We start from the raw sequence: 24,817 nt of genomic DNA, 5'->3' as shown, positions 1-24,817 counted from the left end.
CCCACTGGGCCCATCATGGCGGAGCGCAAGTTCAAGAGTTCTGGTGGCGCTCGTGCCTCCATCCGTGTCCGTGCACCGGCCAGGGATTCGCGGACAGGCAACTACAGGTGCAGCGTGGAGTGGGTGCACTCGGGGAAGAGGGAGCTGTTCGAACTCTGGGGAATCGACTCCATCTCCAGCAGGAGTCGGGAAATGCCATCGCGCGGCGCCGGGCGAAATGGATTTCTTGTATGATATATTCTCTAACCGTTGCCTGGCGATGGCACAAGCCGATGTGCATGCGAAGCAATCCGCTCGTCGTGAGCTTGGATTCAAGCATTCTCGATACCTCGTGCGGCGAGAATGGCCCCCTCGGTGATGGAACGGTGGAGGTACTCGTTCACCCTTCCTGGCGTTCAGACGAAGGAACTCGAGCCCTGGTACGAGCAGGGCGAGAAGTGGCGGCGGCTCAAGGTCACCTCTCCGAGCAATATCGCCACGCACAGCGCCGAGCAGAAGCTGTACGTCGATGCGGACGGTCTGCTTCGCCGGCGTGATTACCAGGTGGACATCGCGGGTGGCGTGCCGAGCGTGCAATACATGAGCGGCCATCGGGAGATCTCCGGCATCGTCATTCCCACGGCGCGAAAGATCCACGGCCGTGATGCCCAGAACCACGCGGTCTCGGGGCCCTCGTCGTCTCCATCGAACTCGACGACATCTCCGTCGACTGAGCGGGCCGGAGCGCTCCCGAGCGCCCCCCGTCGGGTGTCCCCCGTCGGGTGTCAGACGATTCGTAGGGAGCGAGGCGTTGGTACGAGTCCTTTGACACCTTTCTGGGTGCTGGTGAAACACTTCCAGGCGCTGCTGCCTGCGGTGAACACGATGCAGCTGGAGCGGTATGTGAAGCGTGACTTCTCGGACGTGTCCGAGAAGTACATCAAGGCCTGACGTCGGCTGAACGAGGGCCGTCCGCACCGCACAGACCGGCCTTGCCGGTGACGGGGATGCGAGGCCCGATGAGCCGACACACCCCCGCCCAGGTCATCCTGCTTTGCCGGGCACGGGCGTGTTGAGCAACTGTTGCTCCCACAGGAACGCAATGCCGAGGCCAGCCGCATGGTGCTTGAGCAGGTCGACGAATTCAGCCACGTGCGCCGTCCGCGCGTGATCGCGCTGCCATTCGGACACGAGTGCCAGCCACGTCATCATGTTGGCGCCGGCCGCGATCATGCGTTGGATGGCCACCTGATGCGCCTCCACCGAAAAGGCGCCACACGCATCGGTGATCACCGTCACATCCCAGCCCTCGCCGAGGGCCTGGATCACCGGCATGGCGACACAGATCTCCGTATACAGGCCCGCGATGATCAGCTGCTTGCGCCCCGTGGCCTTGACCGCGTCCACGACCTTCCGGTCCTCCCAGGTGTTGATGAACGTCCGGTCGATCACCTCCTGGCCCGGGAAGACATCGGTGATCTGCGGGAAGATGAGGCCGCCTCGCTCGGCGATCACGCTCGTCAGAATGGTCGGGACGCCATAGGCCTTGGCGGCCTTCGCCAAGGCCGTTGCATGGTTGACCACCAGGTGCGGATCGTGGCTGTTCACGTTCGCGAGCTGGAACGGCTGGTGGTCGATCAGGACGAGGACCGAGTCCTCGGGACGAAGAAGCGAAGAGAGGCCGTTGCGGAAAGTCATTGGAGCATCCTTGTGCCGTTGTGGCGAAGTGGGTGATTGAGTGGTGCGCCAGCGACAACGCCGCTGGGAACCTCAATGTGGCGTTCTGGCGCTCGACGCGGTAGTACGATTCCGTGGCGAGCTGTGTCGCGGAAAGTGGAACGCTGAGTTGGACGTCGAAGATCTGCGAACGTTTGTGGAGGTGGCTGATGCCGGCGGGGTCTCGCCCGCGGCACTGCGGCTCGGCGTGTCCAAGTCGATCGTCAGCCGTCGGCTCGTCCGTCTCGAAGGAGAACTCGGCGTCCAACTGCTGACCCGATCCACCCGGGGGGCTGCGCTCACGGAGGCCGGGGCCACGTTCCGTGACCACGCCGCCAGGGTGTGCGCCGAGATCGACGCGGCAAGGGAGACGATCCTTCCCGCCGGTGACCTTCGCGGACGTCTTCGTGTGGCCGCGCCACTGTCTTTCGGCCTGACTCATTTCGCTCCCGTGCTCGCGGAAATGGCGCGACGCCACCCCCAGCTTCACATCCAGACCAGCTACAGCGATCGCTTCGTCGATCTCATCGCCGAAGGGTACGACTGCGCGATACGGGTGGGATACATCCAGGACTCCAACCTGATCGCACGACGCATCGCCACGATCCACGGGAAGCTCGTCGCGAGCCCGGCCTATGTCCAGGCACACGGGTCGCCCGAGACCCCGCAGGAACTGCTCGCTCACCAGTGCCTGATGCAGGGCACCGAGACCTGGCAGTTCATGGACGGCGACGAGGTCATCACGGTTCGTCCGCAGGGACGCTTCAAGGCCGACAACGGCGTGGCGCTGCTCGCGGCTGCGACAGCGGGCATCGGGATCGCGCTCCTGCCCGACTGGCTCACCGACGAACACGTGGCCTCCGGAGCCCTCGTGCCCGTCATGACGCGGCATCCACCACCCGCGGCGGGTGCGTACGTGGTTCGACCGCCGGGTCAGCATCCCGCACGGAAGATCCGGGTGCTGACCGAACTCCTGATTGAGCATTGCGACCTGTCCATGCGCTCTGCGGGATTCGCCCCTTAGGAGCACGACCGCCCTTGCATGTCGTCAGGCGTGTGCCCAGGGGCTGCCGGCTCAGTTCGAAGTGGGAGGCCGTCATCAACCCGGTGCCTGAGGGCCGTCGCAGGCTTTCTCGACCGTGCGGCCAAGCACTGCGCTGAGACGGGTGTTGATCCCGACGACTTCGTGAACGCGCGCCTTTTCGACGACATGGCGCCCTTCCACTTTCAGGTCGAAGCCACATGGCACCATTCCGTGTGGGGGGTGGAAGCCCTTAAGACCGGTGTGTTCGCCCCGCCGGCCTTGGTCGGACCGGTCCCTTTCGCCGACCTGCAGGCGATGATCGGCAAAGCGGAAGTGGCGCTGGAGGCGTTCACGCCCGACGAGGTCGACCAATGCGCGGGCAAGGACCTGGACCTTCAGATCGGGCCGCGGAGGCTCGCCTTCACGTCGGAGACGTTCATTCTCTCGTTTTCCCTGCCGAACTTCCATTTCCGCGCCGTCACTGCCTACGACATCCTCCGCGCTGGGATGACCAAGCACCCGCTCCTGCGGGCGCTGCGTAGGGCAGGAGTCAGCCGCCCGGAGGGTTCCATCGGCTGGCACGACCTACGGCACACCTACGGCACACCTACGGCACACCTACGGCACACCTACGGCAGCCACCTAGCGATGCGGGGCGTTGCTCTCAAGGTCATTCAGGAGTTGATGGGTCACGCCACCATCGAGATGATCATGAGGTACGCGCACCTGTCGCCCGAGGCGCGGGAGAGCGCGGTGCAGGAATTGGATCGGCCCATCCCCCAGCCACGCGCCGCTCTGGGCTAGAGACGCCAGAGGGGCACACTGAGGGCACATGATGAAAACGAGGACAAAGAAAAACCCCGAAACCCTTTAAGCTTGCTGGGCTTCTCGGGATGGAGGCGGCGGGAATCGAACCCGCCGCCTGGCTCTCCCAGAGCGGGCCTGGCGGAGTCTGACCAGGGCCAACGACTTCTCTCATTCTGGTGGAGAGAGAAGATCTGCCCGGGCCTTCACCAGACTCTGAATACTGGCTCAGGGCGCTTTTGCTCGGAGCGCATGGATGAAGACGCTCAGCGCTGGCCGGAGCTGGCGGCGGCTCGGATAGTAGAGGTAGTACCCAGGGAAGGACGGACACCAGTCCTCCAGAAGGCGCACGAGCTTGCCGTCGGCAATCGCCTCCGCGACGAGCTCCTCGAACAGGTAGGCAATTCCCAGACCGTCCACGGCGGCTACCAGGATCATGTCGCCATCATTATAGACAAGCGGCCCATTCACTCGTACGTCCAGTCGGCGGCGATGTTTCTCGAAGCGCCAGGCATACAAGGCGCCGGCTGAAGCCAGGCGGTAGTTGATACAGCGATGCTCGGTGTCGGTGAAGCCGTCGTCGATATCGATTTCGACCTGGATGTCCGGGTAGGCGGCCAGGAATCTGGGCAGCATGGGTCGCACGAGCATCATGGCTGCGTGCTTGACCATCGTCAGCCGGAGGGTCCCCGCTGGCGTTCCGCGCACGGCGCTGAGAGCGGCCAGGCCCGCGTCGATCTCGTCCAGGGCCGGGCGCAGCGTCGCGAGTAGCGCTTCTCCTGCTTCCGTGGTGGCCACGCTGCGAGTCGTGCGCGAGAGCAGCCTCACGCCAAGCCTCTGTTCGAGTCCTTTGATGAGACGGCTCAGGGAGGACTGCGGCATCCCGAGTTTCGCGGCCGCACGCGTGAAGCTTCCTTCTTCCGCCAGGGTCGCGAATGCCGCGAGGTCATGGATGCTCACCTATAATGCGATGGCGTCACGAGCGCTGCAGCTCGGTTACGGCCGTATCGGGTCGGACGGAGTCGACCAGGCCTGGGGTCTGCCTCGCCGCATGCTCGTGGTGGCCGGCGCCAAGGACGGCATTGTTCGTCCCCAGATGGCCACCCGCATGCTTGCCCTGAACAAGAACGCCAGGCTCTCCATTTTCGAGAACGTCGGGCACGCCCCTCATGTACCACCGCAGCCCCGGCGGCCTGACCCGGCGACCGGCCTGCGGGAAAACGCAGACCACCGGTGGAAACCCTCTCCAGCTGGACGACGGCCCCGGCACCCAACGGGGGGCGCGCGCTTTTGGAGCACCTGGAGTTGCCCTCGCTGCCTGGGAGGCTGGCCCCTCCGGCGCTCCTCCTCTTCCCCGGTACCGCCCGCCATGCCGATCGTCAGCGTGCTTGGCTCGCGGGAAATCACCTGGTCCCCTCCCCGAACTCGCGATCGCCACCTGCTCCTTTGATATTGCATTTCCTCTGTTTTTACCCATGCTTCCGATTTCCTCTACAGAACGAGAGGATTTGGCCATGCCCATTCAAAATTTGACATCGCATTTTCCCTACACTGGCTCCGGGCCGTACTGCTACGCCAATTCCTTCGCAATGATGTTCGGCGATGATGCGCCCTCCACGGCCGTGATCGAGATCGCCACTGGCAGCCCATTCGGGATGCAGCTGATCGGCGGCACACTGCCGTTCTTCGACCCGTACGGCTGGGACCCCGAGGCGGGCTTCGAAGGCGCGTTGACCGCACTGGGCTGGACGTCCACGGTCACCCAAGGCGGCGGCGCCGACGAGGCCCTCGCCCGCCTCAGAGCGTCCCTCATGGACGGTCCGGTGTTTATTGGCCCAGTGGAGATGGGGCATCTGCGGCATCAACCGGGCAAGAATGGACCTATCGGCGCCGACCATTACATCGTTGTCCTCGACGTAGACGACGAGCGCGTGCTCATGCATGACCCGCAGGGTTATCCGTACGTTTCCCTCCCGTTGAGCGACTTCATGACAGCTTGGCGAGCCGAGACGCTCAGCTACGGCGAGCCCTACACGATGCGCACCGGCTTCACCCGGATCGCGGAAGTATCGGATGAGGACGTCATCCGGGCGTCGATCCCCGCAGCGCTCCGGTGGCTGTCGATGAATGGCAACCACAACATGCCACCGGGCAGCCTCGGCAACGGCGAAGCCGCTGAAGGTCTCGCGACTCTCATCGAGACCGGCTGCGAGGAAGAGCTGCGCGACCACCTGATCCACTTCGCGATCCGGGTCGGCGCGCGCCGAGTCGCGGACGCCGCAACCTGCCTGGCGCGCGCCGGATACGCCGAGGCCGCGCGGATCGCGGCCGAACAGGCGCGTCTCATCGGCTCGACGCAGCACCCGCTGGTCACCGGCGACGACGCGTCGGCGGCCACCGCGCTGCGGGCGCTCGCACCGACGTACGACAAGCTGCGGGCGGCGCTGGAAAGTCAGAGCTGAACATGCCGCGCGGCGCGATCCCGACAGCCCCTCATGCGTACCCGCCCGGCGGATGGCCTGGGTGCGCTCCGCGGTAGTGCTCGCGCCGATGTCTCAAGCAGGGGAGGAGCCGGGGCTGGAGGAGGAGAGCCCCGCCTTTGCAGTGACGGTGGAGGAGCCGAGGAAGGAGCGCACACCCCGTATGGACTGGGCCGGGCTGCTGCGCAGGACGTTCGCCCTGGACGTGTTGAAGACGCAAACGACAAAAACCCCATCCGCTTCTCGCTCCACCGCCGGGTCTTCAGGCTGTCCAGGCGCTCGTCGGCTTTGCGCGTAGCCGCCCAGCCAGGCGACCTGTGTCCACCGCAGCAGAGCATGGGCTGCCCGCTGCATTCGCGCTCGCCCTAGCCCGAGTTGCGGCTGCGGCCCCCTGGCCCCTTCTGAGCCCCCGGCGCGCTCGTCCGTAGCTGTCAGGGCACCCCGCCATACTCCGAGCGGCCCCGCCAGGACCCGGCAGGTCCTAGCCCGAATGGAGGACCTTCCCATGCGTTTCCGAGCCTGCCTTGTACTTCTGCTCTTGGCCTCAGCCTGCGCTAGCGCGCCCGCCCCGCAGTCGATGCCACGGCCCTATGCCTTCGCGTCGGCTCCCACCTCGGGCCCGCGCATCCGGCTCGTTTCCTCGCCGATGGAGCCGACGCCGGAACGGTCGTGGATTGGAAAGCCGGATCTAGACAAGGCCAGGGCACTGCTATTTCGGGCACGCCAAGACATCGAGCCGCGTCAATGGGAACAGTTGAATCGCAAGCTCACCGCAGCGGAACGGGCCTTCGAGCGCTTCTCGCGCGCCGCGAAAGCGAGCGGGCAAGCCGCCGAGGTGGCGAGAGGGGCGGAGGGCGTCGCGCAGGCGGGACGCGCCAGGACGCTGGCCGAATTCCTCCCCCGGGTGGGCCCGTTGCTCGTGGGCCTTGTCCTGCTCTACCCCTCCAGCACCGCCGGGCCGGACATCGACCGCCGCCCGGAGTGGCTCGACGCCCAGCGGGAGTACGAGGCGCGACTGCTGGACGTAGCGGAGGAGTCACGGCGGCTCATGGAGGAATTTGAGGGTCAGGAAGCAGAGGAGGTCGTGCCGGACTTTGATTCGGATCCGGTTGCGGCGGTCACGGCTCCCACCTCTTGGCGGACTGAGACCAATCCGGCGACGGGGAAGCCCTACACCAGTGTGGAGGAGTATGACCGGATTCCTCGCCATGCGAATCAGACCTGCAAGAACAGTCTGCTCGACACACTTCAGGCGGAGAAGGATAAGCTCAGCGCGTCAGTTCCCCCCTTCAATCCGAAGGCGCCCAACTCAAAACAGATGGATAAGGCGCCGTGCTCTGCCATCCGGCTACGTATCGAAGCTCTGGAGAAAATTGTAGATAAGCGATGGGAAATTCAGAAAAAATGCTTTGGAGGAAAGCCCGATGAGGGCCACAAGAAAATAATGCTCCAACTCGAACGGGCAATCACAAAGGCCGAGAAGCTCGAAAAGGAGAATTGCGCTCCGGGTCATCCGATGGCGGATAAATAAGGTATGTCGCAAGAACTCATCGCAGCGATCAAGAGGCACGATACGGTCCAGGTCAGGGCGCTGCTGGCCGGAGGGGCCGATCCGAACGAGCCGCAGTCGAAGTGGCCGGGGTTGCGTCCGTTGCAGGTGGCTATCAACGAACTCTCCGATGGAGGCGAATTCGATGTGGTCCTGGCGCTCATCGAGCACGGCGCGGACGTCAACGCCTGGGACGTCGAGCGGGATATGACTCCCTTGTTGGTAGCCGTCTGCGAAAACGAGCTGGCGGCAGTTGAAGCGCTCCTGAAGGCGGGGGCTGAGCCCAACGTGTGCAGCAGCGAGGGGGACACGCCGCTGCGGGCATGCGTAGAGAGGGGCAATGTGGGCATGGCCACTCTTCTCCTGGGCGCGGGGGCGACTCGGACGATCAACGACTGGGGCGGGCTGACCGGATACACCGCGCTCGGGCACGCGGCACGTCGGCTGGACCTTCCGATGATCAAGCTGCTTCTCGACGCGGGCGCCGATCCGAGGGCCCCGGACGAGGACGGTCGACCCGCCCACTACCGTCTGCCGCCGCGCGCTGAATCCGATTCACAGACGTGGGACGCCGCGTTCGAGCTGCTCGGAGGAGCGAAGGACCGCATGCCGTTGTAGAACGGAGGTCGCGCGCCTCGGGCTCACGGGCGCGCAGCTCGACCTGGACAACCCCGCGCACTTGGACCCGCTCCAACGGGCCTACGAGCGCTTGCCGGAGATCGGCGGGCGCGCAGCCCCTTGCGGTTCGGCACCTGAGGCATCCCCTCATAAAAGGCCAAAGGCTTCACGGAAAACGAGCTGCTCGCAGACAAGTTGGGCGAAGCGTTCAATGAGAGGCCGCAACTGAGCTTCGGGCATGTTGGGCAGAGCCTGGTAGTACATGCAGCCCTGGCGGAAGAGGGAGTAGGTCCGCTTCTTGGAGGTGTTGGCTTTGAGGTCGCGCTCCATGCCGAGGCTCTCGCCAGCAGCGCCCAGCAACGTCAGCAGGGCACACGCGAGGGCACTCAGAAGCAGCAGCCTGTCACGCCTGTCCGTCTCCGCGATTCGGAAGGAGGACAGGCCCATGCCGAAGCGCAAATCCTTCACGTCCCTGAAACTCTCCTCAATGGTGAATCTCCCACTGTAGAGAGCCACCACCTTGGCTCCGGAAGCCTCTGTCAGGCTGGTGGCCAGACACCAGGGCTCCTTCATGCCTTTCTTCTTCACGCATACCACCGCGGCGACTTGCACCTCATCGGCCGTGACGCGTGCGCCTTTGAGCTTGCGCAGGTGGCCTGAGGTCGGCACCCACTCCGCCGCGCTCCGGCGCTCTCCCTGGGCGCTGGTGACGATGATTCGCTGACGGAAGCGCACCACGTACTCAAAGCGCAACTCCTTGAGCAGGGCGTAGAGCTTCTGGTCCGCGAAGCCCCGGTTGGCCAGAATCGTCACCTTCACCTCGGGCGCAATCAACTCCCGCAGTCGCAGCAGGACGCTGTCCTCCACGTCATTGCGCATCCCCTTGAGCGTGGACTTGTGGACCGTCAACCACACCAGGGGAGTAGAGCGACCGTGTCCGGTGCGCAGCGAGGCCACCAACGTGGTGTGGTCGTCCTCGTCGAAGTCCGTCCAGTCCAAGGCCACCACAGCCTCGGTGCGCTGTCCCATGACGTAGGGCACCCAGAGGGAAAACAAGTGCCACACGTCCACGCCCGTGTTGGACAGCAACCTGTCCACCTGCTTCACCCCGTGCTTGCCCTTCATCCCCCGCGCCACTGCCAGGGCCTGCCCGATGGCGTACACCGAGAGGCTCGCGGCGTGGATGACGCCCAGCGTCGCCAGCGAGAGCGACAACACCCTCTTGGCGTGGAGGTCTTCTCCGAAGAGTCCGGCGAGGAATTCATGCACCTGCTGTTCGTTGATGGCTTGAGTACCCACTTCTCCGGTAACACCCATGACCCTACTGCTCAAACCATATGGCCAGATACACGCTTCCTCGCCTGCTTGCTATATGAGGGGATGCCTCAGGGAAGACCCTGGAGACCGGTGACCCTAGCGAGCACCCGTCCAGCTGTTCCCGCCGCCATCCTTGAACGAGAACGTCCCGGTCGAGACCTCATCCTTCGAGAACAGGTTTCCCGCATTCGCCCGAGCGCCGGTGATGCTCGAGTTCTTGAGGGTGATTGACCCCGTGGTGCCAATCTTCCCACTGAGCGGGCTGGGCGGGGCCTTGTGCGAGTCATTGGCCTCCATGCCGAACTCGCCGGACTTCTCCAGGACGATGCGGACACCGTCGAACTCGGTGTCCTCGATCCGCTGTCCCTGTGTGGTCTGGACCATGACTCCGGAATAGACGGGGTCGATGATGTCGACGTCCTTCAACCGGATGCCCTGGAAGCGGATGGGCGAGTACGGCTCGGCCGGAGAGTACGGGTTGGCGGCGAACAGCCAGACCGCGCCCCACTTGCGCCGCGCGGACTCGTCGCCCTGCACGCCGTCGTCGTCCCACCACATGCGGCCGCCGCAGCGCTCCACCGTCAGGTTCTGGAGGGTGGTGAGCCCGGAGAACTCGTGCTGGGGCGCGAACTCGTTGTCCACGGTGATGCCCGGGTAGCGCAGGGTGTCATAGACCACCGAGTCCTTGATCACGTTGTCATGGCCGCCGTAGACCGCGAACCCGGCGGCCCGCCAGATGAGCCCCGCGGTGCAGCGCTCGATGACATTGCCCTGATTGGGACCCTCGGGCTGGTGGACCCAGGGCGTGTCACGGATGGGGGCTCTGTCCCAGGTGATGGCGGACCACATGGCGAAGGCGTCGTCGCCGGTGTTTCGTGCGGTGCAGTTCACGATCCGCGAGTTCGTGGTTCCGTTGCAGAGGTTGATGCCGTCCGCGATGGTGTTGCGGAAGCGGCTGTCCTGCCACAGCAGGTTGTTGCCGCCCTCGACCCAGCCGCCCACGATCATCCGTTCGATCCACAGCCGCTTGAAGGTCGCGTTGTTGTGCATGTAGCGGTCGAAGGCGCGCCCGATGCCGTCGTAGCTGTCCCACGGCCAGTTGCCGAGATCGGCCGCGGCCTTGTTGTAGCGGACCGTCCGGTTGCGCCAGGTGCCGAAGATGGCGAAGTCCTGGAAGGTGATGTTGTCGCCGCTCAGCCGGAAACCGAACTCGTAGTTGTAGCCCACCTCCTTCGTGGGCGGAGGCACGAAGCGCGTGTACCACATGCCCGCGCCCTGGACGGTCAGACCGGCGGGAACGTAGACCTTGGGGACGGCCGGGTTCTCGTGGGCCATCACGTAGTCGCCGGGCGGGAGGAAGATGCCGGGCTTGCCGCCGCTCACGGCGTCACGCAGGGCCCGCACCACCGCGGCCTCGGTGAACTCGCTCACGACGACATAGTCCGCCGGGGCGGAGAGCGGCGCGGGCACGAGCTCCAGATCCATGAAGTCCACGGTGACGGGGAGCGCCGCGGAGGCATCCGGTGAGACGAGCTTCACCACATCGCCCGGGTTGATGGTCGCCTCGCCGTCGGTCGCGAGCAGCACGTGCGCCTCGTCGTAGATGTGGTGCGCGGCGTTCCAGGGCAGCTGCAGACCAAAACCCTTATCGCTGGCGCTCGGGTTCTGAGGGAGCTCGTCCACCTGCTGGCGCGGCAGGGCGTTGTGCGTCTGGGTGTTGTTGGGGCCGGTGTAGAGCCAGGCGAAGTCCGAGTTCACCGTGAGCGTGGCGACCTTCGCGTCATTCACATACACATCCAGATGGGCCTCCTTCTCGTCCGGCACGCTGTAGCGCACCAGGACTGAGTTGGCCTTCACGCGGCTCGTCCACGCGACCGCGTCGCTGGGACCCTGCAGGGTCACCGCCTTGCGGCCCGACGCCTCGCCGGAGAGCGTGCCCTCCAGCCATGGGCCACTGAGGGTCTGCTCGAGCGTGGCCCCTCCGGAGGAGACGCCCGCCTCCGCCTCGTATTCGTCCCAGGGAACGGAGGCACCGCGCGGGACGGGAGTGTCGCCTGGGTTGTCTCCAGGGTTGTTGGGGGGAGTGTCGCTGCAAGCAGCGAGCAGAAGGCACGCGCAGATCGACGCGAGGATCGGGCGCATCATCGTTGGCAGACTCCGCTTCGAGAGGTGAAGCGCCAAAGTATAGGAGGGCCCGAGTGTCGCGCACCACGCGCTCCCAGGGGTGAGAGCGAACTTCCGCCACCGGCCACCAGCGCGTTCCTGTATCCCGGTGGGCCCACAGGATTGCTCACCGCGTCAATGTTCTCGCGGGAAGAAGGAGATGCCCATGTCGCGCACCGTGCTCATCACCGGAGCCAGCGTCGCAGGCCCCGTGCTTGCCTGGTGGCTGCACCGATTCGGGATGAATGCCACTGTCGTCGAGCGCGCGCCCAGGTTCCGCGACGGCGGCCAGAACATCGACGTGCGTGGAGCCGGCCGGGTGGTGCTGCGGCGGATGGGACTCGAGCGGGCCGCGATGGAGGCAGGCACGGGCGAGCTGGGCATCGCCTTCGTCGATGCCGACAACCAGGTGAAGGCCCGATTCGATCGGGACATGTTCGGTGGCAAGGGTCCGACCGCCGAGCTGGAAATCCTCCGCGGTGACCTCGCGCGCCTCGTCTACGAGCACAGTCGCGGCACCGCGGAGTACATCTTCGGCGACACCATCCAGGCGCTCGATGACCGGGGGAACGGGATCGAGGTCACGTTCAAGAATGGCGGCACTCGCCGCTTCGACCTCGTCATCGCCGCCGAGGGGATTGGCTCGTCCACGCGCCGGCTCCTGTTCGGGGATGCCGCCCGGCGGCGACCGCTCGACCTCTACATGGGCTATTTCAGCATTCCAAAAGGTGAGAACGACGGCGATCTCGCTCGCTGGTACAACGCCCCCGGCGGGCGCAGCGTGTTCCTCCGCCCGGATCGGAGGGGCGGCACGCACGCAGTGCTCACCCTCCAGCAGGCGCCCTGCGGCTACGAGAAGCTGTCACCCGACGCGCAGAAGCAGGTGCTGATGGAGCGCTTCGCCGATGCTGGCTGGGAAACGCCGCGTGTGCTCGAGGGGCTCGCCCGCGCCGATGACTTCTACTTCGAGAAGATTGGTCAGGTGCGGCTCGACCGGTGGTCGAAGGGCCGGACCGTCCTCGTCGGCGATGCCGCCTACGCCCCCAGTCCGATCAGTGGCATGGGCACGACCCTGGGTGTGGTGGGTGCCTATGTGCTGGCGGGCGAGCTGTCGCGCCATGACGACCATTCCGAGGCCTTCGCCGCCTACGAGCGGATCATGCGGCCCTATGTCGAGCAGGCGCAGGACGTGCCGAAGCTGGGCCCGCGCATCGCTCAGCCCCAGACGCGGTTGGGGATCGCGCTCCAGCGGGCCGTCCTGAACCTCGCGACGAAGCCGGGCCTCCGGGAACTCGCTGGCAAGCTGCTCGAACCTCCCGCCGAGAAAATCGACCTGCCCGATTACGGGCACGGCGCATGAAGCGGCGGGACGCCCAGCCACGAAGGAACAGTTTCAATAGCGCTGAGTTCTATTTTACCAAGCCTTGTCGCAAGGGCAGATTGTTCAGGAGAGGCGGGCAAGGGCGCGAGCATTCCCTTGATGCAGAGTGCTTTGGGTTTCCCACCGCGCGACGCCCGAGGCCATCCTCCGCGCGGTTGCGGCGGCGAGGGCGGCCAGTTAGACAAAGGGCTTTCTCCACCCTTGGACATGTTTCCATCGATGGCGCTGCCTCTCGGTCGACTATCGTCTGGCGCCCGAGACGCCCTTCCCGGGTCCGGTCGAGGACTGCTACGCCGCGCTCAAGTGGCTGCATGCGAATGCCGACGCGCTGGGCGTGGACGCGCGGAGGATCGCCATTGGCGGCGAGAGCGCGGGCGGTGGGCTCGCCGCGGCGAGGTCAGGCACGCTCTTCAAAGTCATTCCGGAAGAATGGCGGTGACGCGGATCTCGACCCGCATCTTCGGGTCTCCGAGGGCGGCGACTCCCAGTTCAGTCCAGATGGGGGCGTGGTTGGGCATGTAGTGACGGAACTGCTCAGCCATGGCCCGGTTGACCTCTTCGGGAAACCCCACGTGGTAGGAATTCACATGGACCACGTGCTCCCAGCTCGCACCGGCGGTAGCCAACGTTCGCTCGACGTTGCGGAACGCCTGGGCAATCTCATCCGTGAGCGACTCGGGGAACTCCCACTCATCGTTCCAGCCGCCCTGGCCTGAGGTCTCCACCCGGTTGCCAATCTTGACCGCCTGTGAATAGTGCAACAGCTTTCGTTGGCGGTCGCCATAGCCGGGGGTGACGAAGAATTCAGGTTTGTTCATGAGGTCTCCCAGCGGATACACCTGGCCCATAGTGCAGCTGTGTTGCATGTGTTGGAAAAGTCGTGGCCGTTTCCCTCTCTAACGATGCACGCGCTCCCCGCGCAACATCACGGCACGGGCCGCGTATCCAGGTTGGGCTTGACAGTCAGAGCGTCTTATGGGAGCAAAAACAGCAAAACATGTATTTTATGAACAACCGGCCTCCCATGATGAGCAGTTCCAACCTGACCGTGAGCCAGAGGAGCCGTGCCGCGCCGTGGGCGGTCGTGCTTGGTGTGGTGGCACTCCTTGTCACGGCGGGCTGCAAGGTCCATGACCCGGCGACGACGCGCGTTGCGGCGACCGAGCGGCGGCCCCTCTCGTGTGAAATCGGCATCGTCGGTGGTGGCCCGGCCGGGACCTACATGGCGTACCGGCTGGCACCGCGCTTCGGCGCGGGCATCTGCCTCTTCGAAAAGGAGGTTGAGGTCGGCGGGCGCTTGCGCGACGAGACGCTTGGCGGCGTGCGGGTTGGGCGGGGTGCGCGTCGTGTCAACGACGGCCAGGAGTACGTGAAGGAGCTGGCACGCGAGCTCGACATCAAACTCGAGACGCCAGCGCCGCGCGGCCACCTCATGCTCGTCAAAGGCCACTTCGGCTACTCCCCCGACGATTTCGTCGAGCTCTTCCCGGGGCTGAAGGGGCCGCTCGACAATGATCCGGCGACGACGCGCGAGGACGAGCTCTACGCGCTACTCCTGCGCGAGAAGGCCAAGGCGAAGGCGTATCCGAATTTCCGCGACTTCGTCGAGGCCGTCGCTGGCCCGGCCGCGGTCGAGTACCTGCGCAGCGTGTCGCGATTCCACTCCGACTTCGACCTCTCCCATTCCGCCGCCAGCTACATCGAAATCCTCGAGGAGGAGATGCAACTCTCGAGCGTCAACCATTACCCCGTCGGCGGCATGAGCATGTTTCCACTCAAGCTGGCCGAGAAGGCGGCGGCCCGGGGCGTGCGCATCTACACGTCCGAGCCGCTCCTCTCCTTCGATGCCGCAGGCCCCGGCCCGGGCGCCGGCTACGTCTTGCGAACGCCGAGCTACGACGTGAAGGTGCGAAAGCTCGTCATCGCGGCGCCGCCGTCGGGGTTCGACTTCGTCCAGGGCCCGCTCGCGGAAGAGCTTCGCGCGCAGCCCGCGTACCAGGCGCTGCTCCCGCTCCGCATCGTGGTCATCAACCAGCGCTGGAGCGCGCCCTGGTGGGAGACCGTGGACAACCCGAAGCGCGAGGACCTGACCGGCAAGCCGTTCCGGGTCTACACCACCGACCACTGCGTCCAGCACACGGAGATCCCTCGAGAGCCCTACCTGGCCGGAGCGCACGTCCTTCGCTCCGTCTATGCCGAGGAGCCAAAATGCGTCGCCTTCTGGGAAGAGCTGTTCAAGAAGGGCGGTCTTCCGGCCGTGGAGGCCGAAGTCGTGCGCGGACTGAACCTGACGTTCAACACGGGCGCTTTGGGGCAGCAAGTCGCCGTGCCCAAGCCGCTCGAGACGACGTTCCACGTGTGGCCGGCCGGCTGGTACTACGTGCGCTCCGGGACCTCGATGACCATCGCCGAGATCGAGCGCTGGTCGATCGAGCCGCTGAAAGGTCGTGAAGACCTGATGCTCGTTGGCGAGGCGTGGAGCACCCGTCCGGGCTGGGCGATGGGGGCCTACCGTACGGTCGACACGGTGCTCAAGGCCCGCTTCGGCTTCTGACCAGGCGGCCGAGGAGAAGGGGGCGAGCGCGGCCAACCTCTACGCCGAGCTGGGGGGCCTGGGGCCCGGGTTGCTCTCCACCCCGGTCCTGGGCGGGGCCTGCGACAGCCAAGCGGCCCCCACGCCTTCAACAGGGCCCCCATCCCTCCTCGACTTGATGTCCTGATAAGCTGAGCGCCGTTGATTCGCGCCCCTTCGATCCGCCTCTTGCCGGCCCTGGCCCTTCTGCTCTGTGCGACGGTGTGCCCGCTGTCCGCCCACGCGGGCCCGCAGTCTCTTCTGGCGGGCTGTACGGCGGAGCCGTTCGGCGGTGAGGGGTGGAGCTACACGTGCGATGACTTCAGTGCCATCCTCTCGGACCACGCGGGCGTCTCCGCCCAGAGGCTGTGGCAGCGAAGCCGCCGCACCTTCCAGAGACAGGCCGCGGGGGGAGTGACGTTCAAGGTGGCGAAGGCCACGCTGGCGGGCCGCAAGGTGCGCCTGCTGCGCATGCGCGCGAAGGTGCCCGAGGCGCAGGAGGCCTCGGTGTTCGCCGTCGTGCCGATGAAGGGAAAGGGGGCGCGGCGGGTCCTCTGCAAGGCCCGCGGCACGCCGGAGCTGCAGGCCCGCTGTGGGCGGGTGCTGGAGCAGCTCGCGGCGCACCCGTGGAGGGCCCTCCCCGAGGAGGGGGTGGCCGTGGCGCAATCGGATGCCGCGCTCGCGGGCCGGGAGCTCGTCGCGCCTGACGGGTGCAACCTCACGGCGGAGAATGGCAGCGGCCGGATTGAGTGCGGCGACGGCTCACGGCTCGATTGGACTCGGCTCCCCGATGCCTCCCGTCTGCGGGACTCCGTGCGGGAGGGCCTGCTGACGTTCAAGGACGTCCCCCGGGCGAGCTATCTGGAGTCGCGCCTTCCCTGCACCATCGACGGCGCCAGGACAGAGTGCACGTACCTGCGCATGCTTGACTCAAGTGAACGGCGGGAAGCGTACTTCGCCGGTGCGGTGGTGCGCGGCATGCCGACTGTCATCTCGTGCATCGCGGGAAGGTCCTCGCGGCTGTTGCCCCAGGCGTGCCAGCAGGTACTCCGCATCCATTGAGCAGCCCATTCACTGCGAAGGGCTCGGCCCAGGGGGTCGGTGACGGTGTCCGCGCCCGTGGACGAGGGCCTGTTTGCAAAGAGTTCGAGCCGTTCAGCTCCGGACGGTGAATGCAGAGAACCACCCCACTGCCTGACTTCGTTCGAGTTGCGGGGCTCGGTAATCAGCCTGATACGCTCCGTAGAAACGAGCCGGGTCGTGCTGCTCTGCCTCGTGAGGTGCAGTCCCGGTGTGGTCGAAGTGGCCGCCGACGTGAGCGACGAAGAGTGCGTGCCAGCGCTCCTCTTCTTGAAGTTGCTCCGTCGTCAGGCGGTACAGGACCCAGCGCCGCATCTCGTCGTGCGCCCCGACGAGGTGCGGCTCGGCCACCACGAAGAGGCAGCGCTCTCCCTGGTACTCGGCGATTCCCTCAAGGGCTCCGTCCCAGAAGTCGTTCACCCAGAGAAGGCGTACGTCCTCCTGGGCCAGCCGGCTGAGGTGCGCCAGGTCGAGGTCGGGCGGATGTTCTGTCATCGTCGTCACGAGTTTGCCGCAGATCCAGGACGGCTCAATCCTATAGCCTGATGGCCGCTACGCCGAGAGCGCCATCACGCGTCCTGAGACATGTCCAGATGTTCGGAGGTTCGAACCCCCCGTCGTGTACGGCTGGCAGCTGGGGCTGGCTCGCGGTGGGTTCACTCACCATCGTGAGCCCCTCGACCCTGATCGTCGAGGGAGCTCTTTCGGGCAACCACATCAACGTTCAAGGCGCTGGAGGCTACCTGAGCACTCCGTGTGATGGGAGTCAGCCCCGGTCCACCACCTTCACCGCGACCTTCCCCGAGTTCTTCACCCACCCACAGACACCTTCCGTCGTCATGCACTGAAACTGGCGGCCGGGGGCGTGTGACGCGCAGGGCTCCCCAGGGCGTGCAACAAACGGCAGCAGGGCCTGTCCTAGATGATGGGACGGCGGCCTCCCCGGCTCCGCTCCCCTCTAGATAAGGAGAGAGGCCATGAACCTCCGTGCGTTGTCCCTTGCCGTGCTCGTGGGTGCTGTCCTGGTGGGCTGTGGTGGAACCGAGGTGGCACCCGAGGAGGAGACGGGCCGCGCCACCGAGGCGCTGAGTGCGTGCACCACGCTCGTGTCATGTGAGGCCGTGAGCGGCCGGGCCTGCACCGAGCCGCGGGCGGAGCGCGACTGCTGCAGCGCCGCCGGCACGCCGGGCACCTGTACCTGTGTGATCAACCGCTGGTTCTGCGTTTATTGATCGCAACAAATGGCGGGGGCGCCTGTCCTGGAGAATGGGACGGTGGCCCTCCTGGCCCCGCTCCCCTCTACACCAAGGAGAGGTCATGAACCGCCATCTGTTGTCGCTCGCCGTGCTCGTGGGTGCCGTGCTCGTGGGCTGTGGGGGTACTGAGCTGCCGTCGCAGCAAATTCCATCGCAAGTGGAGGAGACGGGGACCACCTCGGCGGCCCTGGTCACCTGCTCCAACAGCTGCGGGATGTCACCCAGCATCTCCTGTACGGGCTCGACGTGCTCGGCCGGCAGCGAAAGCGTGACGTGCGATGGCGTCACGACCTACTGCCCGCCCCCTGAGCCCTTTCCGACCGAGTGCACCGCCACCATGCCCGATTGCACGGGCCAGCATGGCGGGTACTGCTCCCCGAACAAGTCGTCCATCTACTGCTGCATTCAGAACCAGTGGGTGGGCCAGTGTTTCTGCTCCCAGAACTCCTGGACCTGTCCTCTCTGAGGCAATGGCGGCGCGGGGTGGACGTGTAGTGGGAGGGGGCTCCCGAAGGTGTACTACATTGACGGGCCCCCCACCCGTCCCCATGTCCACCTTCCCCCCTGTTTCGGACCTCGAGGCGCTCGCCGCTCGCGTGCGAGAGGCCCTCCCCGACATCCAGGTCGATCGGGACGCCTTCCTGCGCGCCCTCGCTGCCCACCCCGAGGGCCATGGCCAGGCCGTGGAGCTCTACCTCGCCTTCGCCTGCGCGCAGGGGGACGCGTGGGCGCTCGGCGAGCTGGAGCGGCGCCTCGGGTCGCTCGTCGGCGCCGCCATCACCCACCTGCGCCCGGACCGCGTCTTCGTGGACGAGGTCCATCAGCGGCTGCGCCAGAAGCTGCTGCTGCCCCGCGAGGGCCAGCGCCCCAAGCTGCTGGAGTACGCGGGCAAGGGCCCCCTGGTGCAGTGGCTGCGGGCCGTGGCCCTGCGCGAGGCCCTCAACCTGCTCGCCCAGCAGCGCACGGGTGCGCCCCTCGAGTCCGACACCTCCCTGCTGGAGCTGCCCGCGCCCGGGCCGGATCCCGAGCTGACGCTCCTCAAGCACCGCTACGCCCCCGAGTTCAAGGCCGCGCTGGAGGCCGCCCTGCGCGAGCTGCCCCCGCGCGAGCGCAACTTCCTGCGCCTCTTCTTCCTCGAGGGGCTGACCGTGGAGCAGATCGCCCGCATGGATGGCACGCACAAGTCCACCGTCAGCCGCCGGATGGCGAGCGCGCGCGAGAGCGTGCTCACGCAGATGCGGCGCCAGCTCCAGGAGCGCCTGGCGCTGAGCGTCTCCGAGCTGGACAGCCTCGTGGGGCAGCTGCGCAGCCAGCTCGACGTGAGCCTGGCGCGCGCCCTGGAGTGAAGGAGACACCCGGTGGGGATGAGCCTCCCAGAGCAGGCGCTGGAGTGTCCCGAGGAGCACCTCCTCCTGGACTTCATGGCGGGCACCCTGTCCGCGCCGGGCACGGACCGGCTCCACGCCCACCTGGACCGCTGCGCGCTCTGCCAGCGGCTGGTGGGAGAGCTGGCGCGGGCCGAGAGCCTGGAGGCCTCCGGCGAGGGCGCGTGCGGGGAGCCGCCGCTGATGCCCGGGGCGCGGTTGGATCGCTACTTCATCCTCGGGCAGGTGGGCGTGGGCGGCATGGGCGCGGTGTACGCCGCGTTCGACCCGGCGTTGGATCGCAAGGTGGCCCTCAAGCTGCTGCACCCCGCGTCCTCGCTGGGGGACTCGCCGGAGGCGCGGCACCGGTGGCTGCTGGCCGAGGCGCAGGCGCTGGCGCGGCTGTCGCACCCGAACGTCGTCACCGTCTATGAGGCGCGGGTGCTCGGCGAGCGGCTCTTCCTCGCGCTGGAGCTGGCCGAGGGGGGCACGCTGGAGACGTGGCTGCGCGAGCGGCGGCGCTCGTGGCGCGAGGTGCTGGGGGTGTTCCTCGCCGCGGGAGAGGGACTGGCGGCGGCGCACGCGGCGGGACTGGTGCACCGGGACTTCAAGCCCGCCAACGTCCTGCTGCGCCGAGACGGGCGCGTGCAGGTGACGGACTTCGGGCTGGCGCGCCAGGTGGAGGGGCCAGGGGGAGGAGGCCGCGCGCCGTCGGGAACGTCCGTCACCACCTGGAGGGGCGCGTGCGCGGGCACGCCGGCGTACATGGCGCCGGAGCAGCGGGAGGGAGGCCGGGTGGATGCCCGGGCCGACCAGTACAGCTTTTGTGTCGCGCTGTACGAGGCGCTCCACGGTGAACGGCCCCCGGATGCGGAGGCGGAGGAGCAGCCCCGGCTCCCCCGGAAGCGGGGCGTGCCCGGACACCTGCGCCGAGCCCTTCAGCGGGGCCTGGACCCCACCCCGGAGCAGCGCTTCGCCTCCATGCCCGAGCTGCTGGCCGCCCTGGCGCGCGAGCCGCTCGCGGCCTGGCGCCTGCCCCTGCTGTGCACGGCCGCGCTGGGCCTGCTGGTGACGGGGGGCGTGCTGGGCGGAGCGCGCGAGGAGCCCTCGCCGTGTCAGGCGGGGGCCCGCCGGTGGGAGGGCGTCTGGGACGCGGAGCGGCAGCGCGTCGTGCGCGAGGCCCTGGAGAAGAATCCCTCCGCTGGGGCGGCCACGTGGAAGGGCGTCCAGGGCACGCTGGACACGTATACCCGCGCGTGGGTGGAGCACTACACGAAGGCCTGTGAGGCCACGCGCGTGCACGGCGAGCAGTCCGAGGCCCTGCTCGATGCGCGCATGCACTGCCTGGAGCGGCGGGCGCGCGACGTCCAGGCCCTGACGGAGCTGCTCGCCCGCGAGGGGGCCCGGACGGACACCTCCGTGTCGGCCACCTGGAGGCTGCCGTCCCTGGAGACGTGCGCCGCGCCCAATGCCCAGGCCGCTCTCCAGGGCCTGCCCGCCCAGGGTCCCCTGCGCGAGCGGGCCGACGTCATCGCCCAACGGCTGAGCGAGACGCGGGCCCTCTCGGCCACGGGGCAGTACCCGCTCGCGCTGGAGCACGCCCTCCGGACCCTCGACGAGGCGGCACGGCTGGAGCATGCGCCCACGCGCGCGGAGGTGCTCCTGGAGGTGGGCAGGCTGTACATGACGCTCCTCCAGGTGGAGCAGGCCGAGCGCACCCTGCTGGAGGCGGCGTGGACGGCCGAGGCCGGACGGTACGACCGGGTGGTGGCCGACGCCCGGATCTCCCTGCTGTTCGTCTATGGAGACATGCTGGCACGGCCGACCGTGAATGCTCCCTTCGTCCGCGAGGCCCAGGCCGCGGTGGAGCGCCTGGGGGGAGACTCGGAGCTGGAAGCCCGGTTCGAGAGCACCCTGGGCGGCGTCTTGATGGAGCAGAAGCAGTGCGCCGAGGCCCTGAAGCACATCGAGCGCGCCCGGGTGCTCACACAGCGGGTGTCTCCGCCGGACGCGTCGCCCGGGCTCGACATCCTGGTGACGCTGGGCCGGGGCCATCAGTGCCGGGGTGACCTGGACGCGGCCCGGGCCATGTTCCGCCAGGCCATCCAGCAGGGCGAGGCGTCCCTGGGCCCGGAGCACCCCGCGGTGTTCAACCTCCTGCTCTTCGAGGCGCGGGTGGCACTCGAGCAGGGCGCGCTGGCCGACTCCCTGGCCCTCTTCCAGCGCTCCCTGGACCTCCAGCTGCGAGGCCGGGCCCCCAACGCGGAGGTGCTGGGTGTCACCCACGGCATGCTGAGCGAGGTGATGCTCGAGCTCGGCCGGCTGGAGGAGGCCCGGTACCACGCCCTGGAGTCGCTCGAGCACTACGCGCGCCAGGGCAACATGCACCCCACGCGCCCGGCCTCCTCCTGGCGCCTGTTGGGCGAGGTAGAGGCGCGGCTCGGCCGGGTAGGGGAGGGACTGGCGCTGCTCGAGCGGGCGCTCGCGGCCTTCGAGCCCCTCGATGCGTACCAGGCCGCCAACACCCGGCTGGAGCTGGCCCGGTGGCTGTTCCGCTCGGGCCGGAACGTGCCGCGCGCGCGCCAGCTCGCCTGGGAGGGCCATCGCGTCTACGTGAACACCCCCTACCTGCTCCCCGCGGAGCTCAAGAAGGCGGAGCGGGTCCTCGCGGAGCTGGGCCTCAGCTCCGCGGTTCGAGCAGCCCCAGCGCCATGAGCGCCACCAGCGTCATCCTGGCAGCGCGTAGGCATCCCTGACTTTATATAACAACTTATATAGTTAGTGATATTATGCGCCCCGGCACCACAACCACCCAGAAGAGAAAAACGACATGAGCACGGCAGCTCAGATGACGGGGCCCCGCCCTCCGTGGACCCGGCGCTTCTTCCAGTTCCCCCTGGTGCGCATCGTCCTCGGCGCCCTCGTGCTCGTGCTGGCGGCGTTCACTCCTGAAGCGATCATCCATTCGTATGTGGCGAAGGCGTATCGGCCAGTGTGGCCAGAGGTACTGTCCGCCGTGGTGGCGCTTCTGGCGTACCGCTTTCATGTGCGGCGGGCCGAAAAACGCGAGGCTGCGGAAACGTCCGGCGCTCGTGCCGTGCCCGAAGTGGCGGTTGGGCTGGGGCTCGGGTTCGTGATGGTGGGGGCCGCCATCGCCGCCCTGGCCGCCGCGGGCGCCTATCACTTCACACGGATGAACCCATGGAGCTTCGCCCTCGTCGTGCCGATCGGCGAAATGGTGTTTGTCGGCGTGCTGGAGGAGCTCCTGTTCCGCGGCCTCCTGTTCCGCATCACCGAGCGTGCGCTGGGCACCTGGCCGGCGCTCGCGATCTCCTCCGTGCTGTTCGGGCTCGCTCACATTCCGGGCTCCTCGGCGACCGTGCTGGCCATTGCCGTCACCGTGGTGGCGGGCGTGCTGCTGACGGCCGCCTACCTCGTGACGCGCCGCCTCTGGCTCGCCATCGGCATCCACATCGGCTGGAACTACACGCTGGGCACCGTCTGGTCGATTGCGGTCTCGGGCCACCCGGCCAAGGAAGGTCTGTTGACCGGGCAGCTGAGCGGCTCGGAATGGCTGACCGGCGGCGCCTACGGCTTGGAAGGTTCGGTGGTCACGCTGGGGGTGCTGCTCATCGCGACGGCCGTCCTCCTGCGCTGTGCCGCGGCGAAGGGAATTACTCCGCGCTGACCGTGCCCGAACGCGGGTAGACGCGGTAGATGCGGTTGTTGGTGTTGGAGCGGACCCGGATCTCGTCACCGGCCACGCTATCAAGATTGACGTAGTCGACGAGCGTCCACGAACTGCCGAAGGTGCCGGCACCGTTGATGGTCTGCAGGTAGCCGGCGCGTGGACGCAGGAGCAGCAGATTGCCGGTGCCGCCCTGGGCCATCGCGATTTCGTTGCCGGCGACGCCGTCGAAGTCGCGCACACCGTCGCGCAGCGTCGCGTACTGGCTGCCGATCCAATAGCTGGTGATCGTTCCCGATTGCAGCGACACGATCCGCACTTCGCTCGGCAGCGCGAGCAGCAGTTCGGCGCCGGTCACGCCGTTCATGTCGCTGGCACAGTTCGCGATCTCGGTGCAGACCTTCCAGTTGGTGCCGCCGATGTAGAAGCTGCGCAGTCCGGCACTCCGGCCGTAGATCATCAGGTTGCTGCCCGCCTCCAGCGGGATTTCCTTGCCTGCGTTGCCGTCCATATCCGAGACCGCGCCGGTGGCCACCCGGGAGGCCGTGCCCACGTAATGATCGGTGATGGTTCCGGTCCGCGCGTACACGATGCGGAGCTGGGTCGGGGTGGTGACGGCGATCTCGTTGCCGGCGATGCCGTCCACGTCGGCGAATGCGCCGATCTCCCACGTGGCGCCGATGTTGAAGTAGGACGTGGTTCGAGAGTAATGCTTGATGATCGTGAGCTGGTTGCCCTGCTTCAGCACGACTTCCGCACCTGGCGAACCGTCCACGTCGATGACGGAGGCCAGCGTCCAGTAGGTGTTGCTCAGCGGGTAGCGGGTCGCGGTCGTGCCGCTGACCACGTTGAGCTCGCTGTAAGCGTTGCAGACGGCTTCATTGGTGCCGTTGCCGTCGAGGTCCGCGACCTGCAGCAGCTCGCCGTAGTAGGCGGTCGAAGTGGAGCACGATTGGGCGAAGGCCTTGGAAGGCACGGCCGTGGCAGCGGCCATGAGCAAGGTGAAGCCTATCTTTCCGAGCAGACGGTACATGGGGAACTCCTTGTAGGTGAGGTGCGACGAGACGGGTCCGGACGGCGACAGCATCGTTTTCGATCCGGACCCGGAGCGCAGGACGAACGACGGTGACGTTTCCCGCAGTGCACCGCCCGGTTCCACCAGGACCCAGGCGGTGCGTCGGGTTGCTACGAATCAGATGGGCGCGCAGGTGGCCTGGTTCGGATTGGCGCTGCTACACGAGGGGCCGCAGGAGTAGTTGCACGAGTAGGACGTCGCACGCCAACCGGTCGGGCACCAGGTGCCGCACTTCGTGAAGGTGCCGGAGTCGGGCACGCAGGTGGCCTGGTTCGGATTGGCGCTGCTACACGAGCCGCCGCAGGAGTAGTTGCACGAGAAGGACGTCGCATGCCAACCGTCCGGGCACCAGCTGCCGCACTTCGTGAACGTGCCGGAGTTGGGCACGCAGGTGGCCTGGTTCGGATTGGCGCTGCTACACGAGCCGCCGCAGGAGTAGTTGCACGAGAAGGACGTCGAGTGCCAACCGGTCGGGCACGATATACCGCACTGGTTGAATGTGCCGCTGTTGGGAAAACACTCCACCTGGTTCGGCGTGGCGCTGCTACACGAGCCGCAGGAGTAGTTGCACGAGTATCTCTGGGGGTAGTAGCCGCTTGGACAGGAGGTTCCGCATTGAGTCAGCGCAGACTCGGTGGAGCCGAGCTCCTCGGCCTCCACGGTGTCCACTGCGTCATCTTCTGCCTGGATGCCTCCGCAGGCGGCCAGCGCAACCACGGCGAACACCAACGACAGTCTCTTCAGCATGGGC

23 protein-coding genes and 3 pseudogenes are annotated in these 24,817 nt (G+C 66.9%); 18 read left to right on the top strand and 8 right to left on the bottom strand.

From position 1 onward, the window contains the following. Nucleotides 1–357 precede the first annotated feature (357 nt). A complete protein-coding gene (locus F0U60_RS53645; RefSeq protein WP_395812274.1) occupies nt 358–930 on the top strand; it encodes a hypothetical protein in 573 nt (190 codons plus the stop codon). 93 nt (nt 931–1,023) lie between these two features. On the opposite strand, the gene F0U60_RS53640 is transcribed toward F0U60_RS53645, so the two are convergent. After that, complete coding sequence (locus F0U60_RS53640; RefSeq protein ID WP_395812273.1) at nt 1,024–1,677, bottom strand: isochorismatase family protein; 654 nt, start codon at nt 1,675–1,677, stop codon at nt 1,024–1,026. Between the two features lie 148 nt (nt 1,678–1,825). Here F0U60_RS53640 and F0U60_RS53635 point away from each other — a divergent pair, with 148 nt between their 5' ends. The 3 genes and pseudogenes from F0U60_RS53635 to F0U60_RS53625 form a co-directional block, all read left to right on the top strand. Continuing rightward, a complete protein-coding gene (locus tag F0U60_RS53635; protein ID WP_395812272.1) occupies nt 1,826–2,719 on the top strand; it encodes a LysR family transcriptional regulator in 894 nt (297 codons plus the stop codon). Nucleotides 2,720–2,737: 18 nt separating this feature from the next. After that, a pseudogene (locus tag F0U60_RS53630) lies at nt 2,738–3,163 on the top strand (DUF1993 family protein); the annotation flags it as partial. Nucleotides 3,164–3,214: 51 nt separating this feature from the next. Beyond that, nucleotides 3,215–3,523, top strand: a pseudogene (locus F0U60_RS53625) (tyrosine-type recombinase/integrase); the annotation flags it as partial. Nucleotides 3,524–3,751: 228 nt separating this feature from the next. Here F0U60_RS53625 and F0U60_RS53620 read toward each other — a convergent pair. Further along, nucleotides 3,752–4,483, bottom strand: a complete 732-nt coding sequence (locus F0U60_RS53620; RefSeq protein WP_395812271.1) for a LysR family transcriptional regulator — start codon at nt 4,481–4,483, stop codon at nt 3,752–3,754. Between the two features lie 554 nt (nt 4,484–5,037). On the opposite strand from F0U60_RS53620, the gene F0U60_RS53615 reads away from it, so the two are divergent. The 4 genes from F0U60_RS53615 (at nt 5,038) to F0U60_RS53600 (ending at nt 8,399) form a co-directional block, all read left to right on the top strand. Then, nucleotides 5,038–5,985 (top strand): hypothetical protein, encoded by a 948-nt coding sequence (locus F0U60_RS53615; protein ID WP_395812270.1) that lies wholly within the window; start codon nt 5,038–5,040, stop codon nt 5,983–5,985. 523 nt (nt 5,986–6,508) lie between these two features. Continuing rightward, nucleotides 6,509–7,534, top strand: coding sequence for a hypothetical protein (locus F0U60_RS53610; RefSeq protein WP_395812269.1), 1,026 nt, complete (start codon nt 6,509–6,511; stop codon nt 7,532–7,534). 3 nt (nt 7,535–7,537) lie between these two features. After that, nucleotides 7,538–8,170 carry an ankyrin repeat domain-containing protein gene (locus F0U60_RS53605; RefSeq protein ID WP_203408995.1) on the top strand — a complete coding sequence of 211 codons (633 nt, stop codon included), beginning with the start codon at nt 7,538–7,540 and terminating at the stop codon, nt 8,168–8,170. Beyond that, the gene (locus F0U60_RS53600; protein WP_395825877.1) at nt 8,097–8,399 is read left to right on the top strand and encodes a DUF5953 family protein; all 303 of its coding nucleotides are present in this window, start codon (nt 8,097–8,099) and stop codon (nt 8,397–8,399) included. The genes F0U60_RS53605 and F0U60_RS53600 overlap by 74 nt, the downstream gene beginning before the upstream one ends. On the opposite strand, the gene F0U60_RS53595 is transcribed toward F0U60_RS53600, so the two are convergent. Together F0U60_RS53595 and F0U60_RS53590 are read right to left on the bottom strand one after the other, a co-directional pair. Continuing rightward, on the bottom strand, nt 8,318–9,469 hold the full coding sequence (locus F0U60_RS53595) for an IS4 family transposase (protein WP_395825874.1): 1,152 nt from the start codon (nt 9,467–9,469) through the stop codon (nt 8,318–8,320). The two genes, F0U60_RS53600 and F0U60_RS53595, sit on opposite strands and share 82 nt — an antisense overlap. Nucleotides 9,470–9,583: 114 nt before the next feature. Continuing rightward, entirely contained in the window at nt 9,584–11,632 is a 2,049-nt protein-coding gene (locus tag F0U60_RS53590; protein ID WP_395812268.1) for a secreted glycosyl hydrolase, read from the bottom strand. A 184-nt stretch (nt 11,633–11,816) separates the two neighbouring features. Here F0U60_RS53590 and F0U60_RS53585 point away from each other — a divergent pair, with 184 nt between their 5' ends. Both F0U60_RS53585 and F0U60_RS53580 read left to right on the top strand, forming a co-directional pair. Then, nucleotides 11,817–13,010 carry an FAD-dependent monooxygenase gene (locus F0U60_RS53585; RefSeq protein ID WP_395812267.1) on the top strand — a complete coding sequence of 398 codons (1,194 nt, stop codon included), beginning with the start codon at nt 11,817–11,819 and terminating at the stop codon, nt 13,008–13,010. A 250-nt stretch (nt 13,011–13,260) separates the two neighbouring features. Continuing rightward, nucleotides 13,261–13,425: pseudogene (locus tag F0U60_RS53580) on the top strand (alpha/beta hydrolase fold domain-containing protein); the annotation flags it as partial. Nucleotides 13,426–13,447: 22 nt separating this feature from the next. Here F0U60_RS53580 and F0U60_RS53575 read toward each other — a convergent pair. Then, entirely contained in the window at nt 13,448–13,849 is a 402-nt protein-coding gene (locus tag F0U60_RS53575) for a RidA family protein (protein WP_395812266.1), read from the bottom strand. A 206-nt stretch (nt 13,850–14,055) separates the two neighbouring features. On the opposite strand from F0U60_RS53575, the gene F0U60_RS53570 reads away from it, so the two are divergent. Together F0U60_RS53570 and F0U60_RS53565 are read left to right on the top strand one after the other, a co-directional pair. Further along, nucleotides 14,056–15,585 (top strand): FAD-dependent oxidoreductase, encoded by a 1,530-nt coding sequence (locus F0U60_RS53570; RefSeq protein WP_395812265.1) that lies wholly within the window; start codon nt 14,056–14,058, stop codon nt 15,583–15,585. Nucleotides 15,586–15,765: 180 nt separating this feature from the next. Then, nucleotides 15,766–16,665 carry a hypothetical protein gene (locus F0U60_RS53565; protein WP_395812264.1) on the top strand — a complete coding sequence of 300 codons (900 nt, stop codon included), beginning with the start codon at nt 15,766–15,768 and terminating at the stop codon, nt 16,663–16,665. Between the two features lie 93 nt (nt 16,666–16,758). Here the strand turns inward: F0U60_RS53565 and F0U60_RS53560 are convergent, their stop codons facing one another. Then, complete coding sequence (locus tag F0U60_RS53560) at nt 16,759–17,178, bottom strand: hypothetical protein (RefSeq protein ID WP_395812263.1); 420 nt, start codon at nt 17,176–17,178, stop codon at nt 16,759–16,761. Between the two features lie 173 nt (nt 17,179–17,351). On the opposite strand from F0U60_RS53560, the gene F0U60_RS53555 reads away from it, so the two are divergent. The 6 genes from F0U60_RS53555 to F0U60_RS53530 all read left to right on the top strand — a co-directional run bounded on the left by F0U60_RS53555 (nt 17,352) and on the right by F0U60_RS53530 (nt 22,991). Beyond that, the gene (locus F0U60_RS53555) at nt 17,352–17,531 is read left to right on the top strand and encodes a hypothetical protein (RefSeq protein ID WP_395812262.1); all 180 of its coding nucleotides are present in this window, start codon (nt 17,352–17,354) and stop codon (nt 17,529–17,531) included. A 129-nt stretch (nt 17,532–17,660) separates the two neighbouring features. Next, nucleotides 17,661–17,915, top strand: coding sequence for a hypothetical protein (locus F0U60_RS53550; protein WP_395812261.1), 255 nt, complete (start codon nt 17,661–17,663; stop codon nt 17,913–17,915). Between the two features lie 85 nt (nt 17,916–18,000). Next, the gene (locus F0U60_RS53545) at nt 18,001–18,405 is read left to right on the top strand and encodes a hypothetical protein (RefSeq protein ID WP_395812260.1); all 405 of its coding nucleotides are present in this window, start codon (nt 18,001–18,003) and stop codon (nt 18,403–18,405) included. Between the two features lie 82 nt (nt 18,406–18,487). Then, nucleotides 18,488–19,285 (top strand): sigma-70 family RNA polymerase sigma factor, encoded by a 798-nt coding sequence (locus F0U60_RS53540; protein WP_395812259.1) that lies wholly within the window; start codon nt 18,488–18,490, stop codon nt 19,283–19,285. Between the two features lie 18 nt (nt 19,286–19,303). Continuing rightward, on the top strand, nt 19,304–22,018 hold the full coding sequence (locus F0U60_RS53535) for a tetratricopeptide repeat protein (RefSeq protein WP_395812258.1): 2,715 nt from the start codon (nt 19,304–19,306) through the stop codon (nt 22,016–22,018). Between the two features lie 115 nt (nt 22,019–22,133). Continuing rightward, nucleotides 22,134–22,991, top strand: coding sequence for a lysostaphin resistance A-like protein (locus tag F0U60_RS53530; RefSeq protein WP_395812257.1), 858 nt, complete (start codon nt 22,134–22,136; stop codon nt 22,989–22,991). On the opposite strand, the gene F0U60_RS53525 is transcribed toward F0U60_RS53530, so the two are convergent. Together F0U60_RS53525 and F0U60_RS53520 are read right to left on the bottom strand one after the other, a co-directional pair. Further along, on the bottom strand, nt 22,978–24,024 hold the full coding sequence (locus F0U60_RS53525) for a hypothetical protein (protein WP_395812256.1): 1,047 nt from the start codon (nt 24,022–24,024) through the stop codon (nt 22,978–22,980). The two genes, F0U60_RS53530 and F0U60_RS53525, sit on opposite strands and share 14 nt — an antisense overlap. A 159-nt stretch (nt 24,025–24,183) precedes the next feature. Next, nucleotides 24,184–24,453 (bottom strand): hypothetical protein, encoded by a 270-nt coding sequence (locus tag F0U60_RS53520; protein ID WP_395812255.1) that lies wholly within the window; start codon nt 24,451–24,453, stop codon nt 24,184–24,186. Nucleotides 24,454–24,817 lie beyond the last annotated feature (364 nt).

This window comes from Archangium minus (assembly GCF_044360475.1).
Taxonomy (GTDB): domain Bacteria; phylum Myxococcota; class Myxococcia; order Myxococcales; family Myxococcaceae; genus Archangium; species Archangium minus.
Note: the sequence above shows the minus strand (reverse complement) of the source record. Positions and strands in the feature narration are given on the sequence as shown.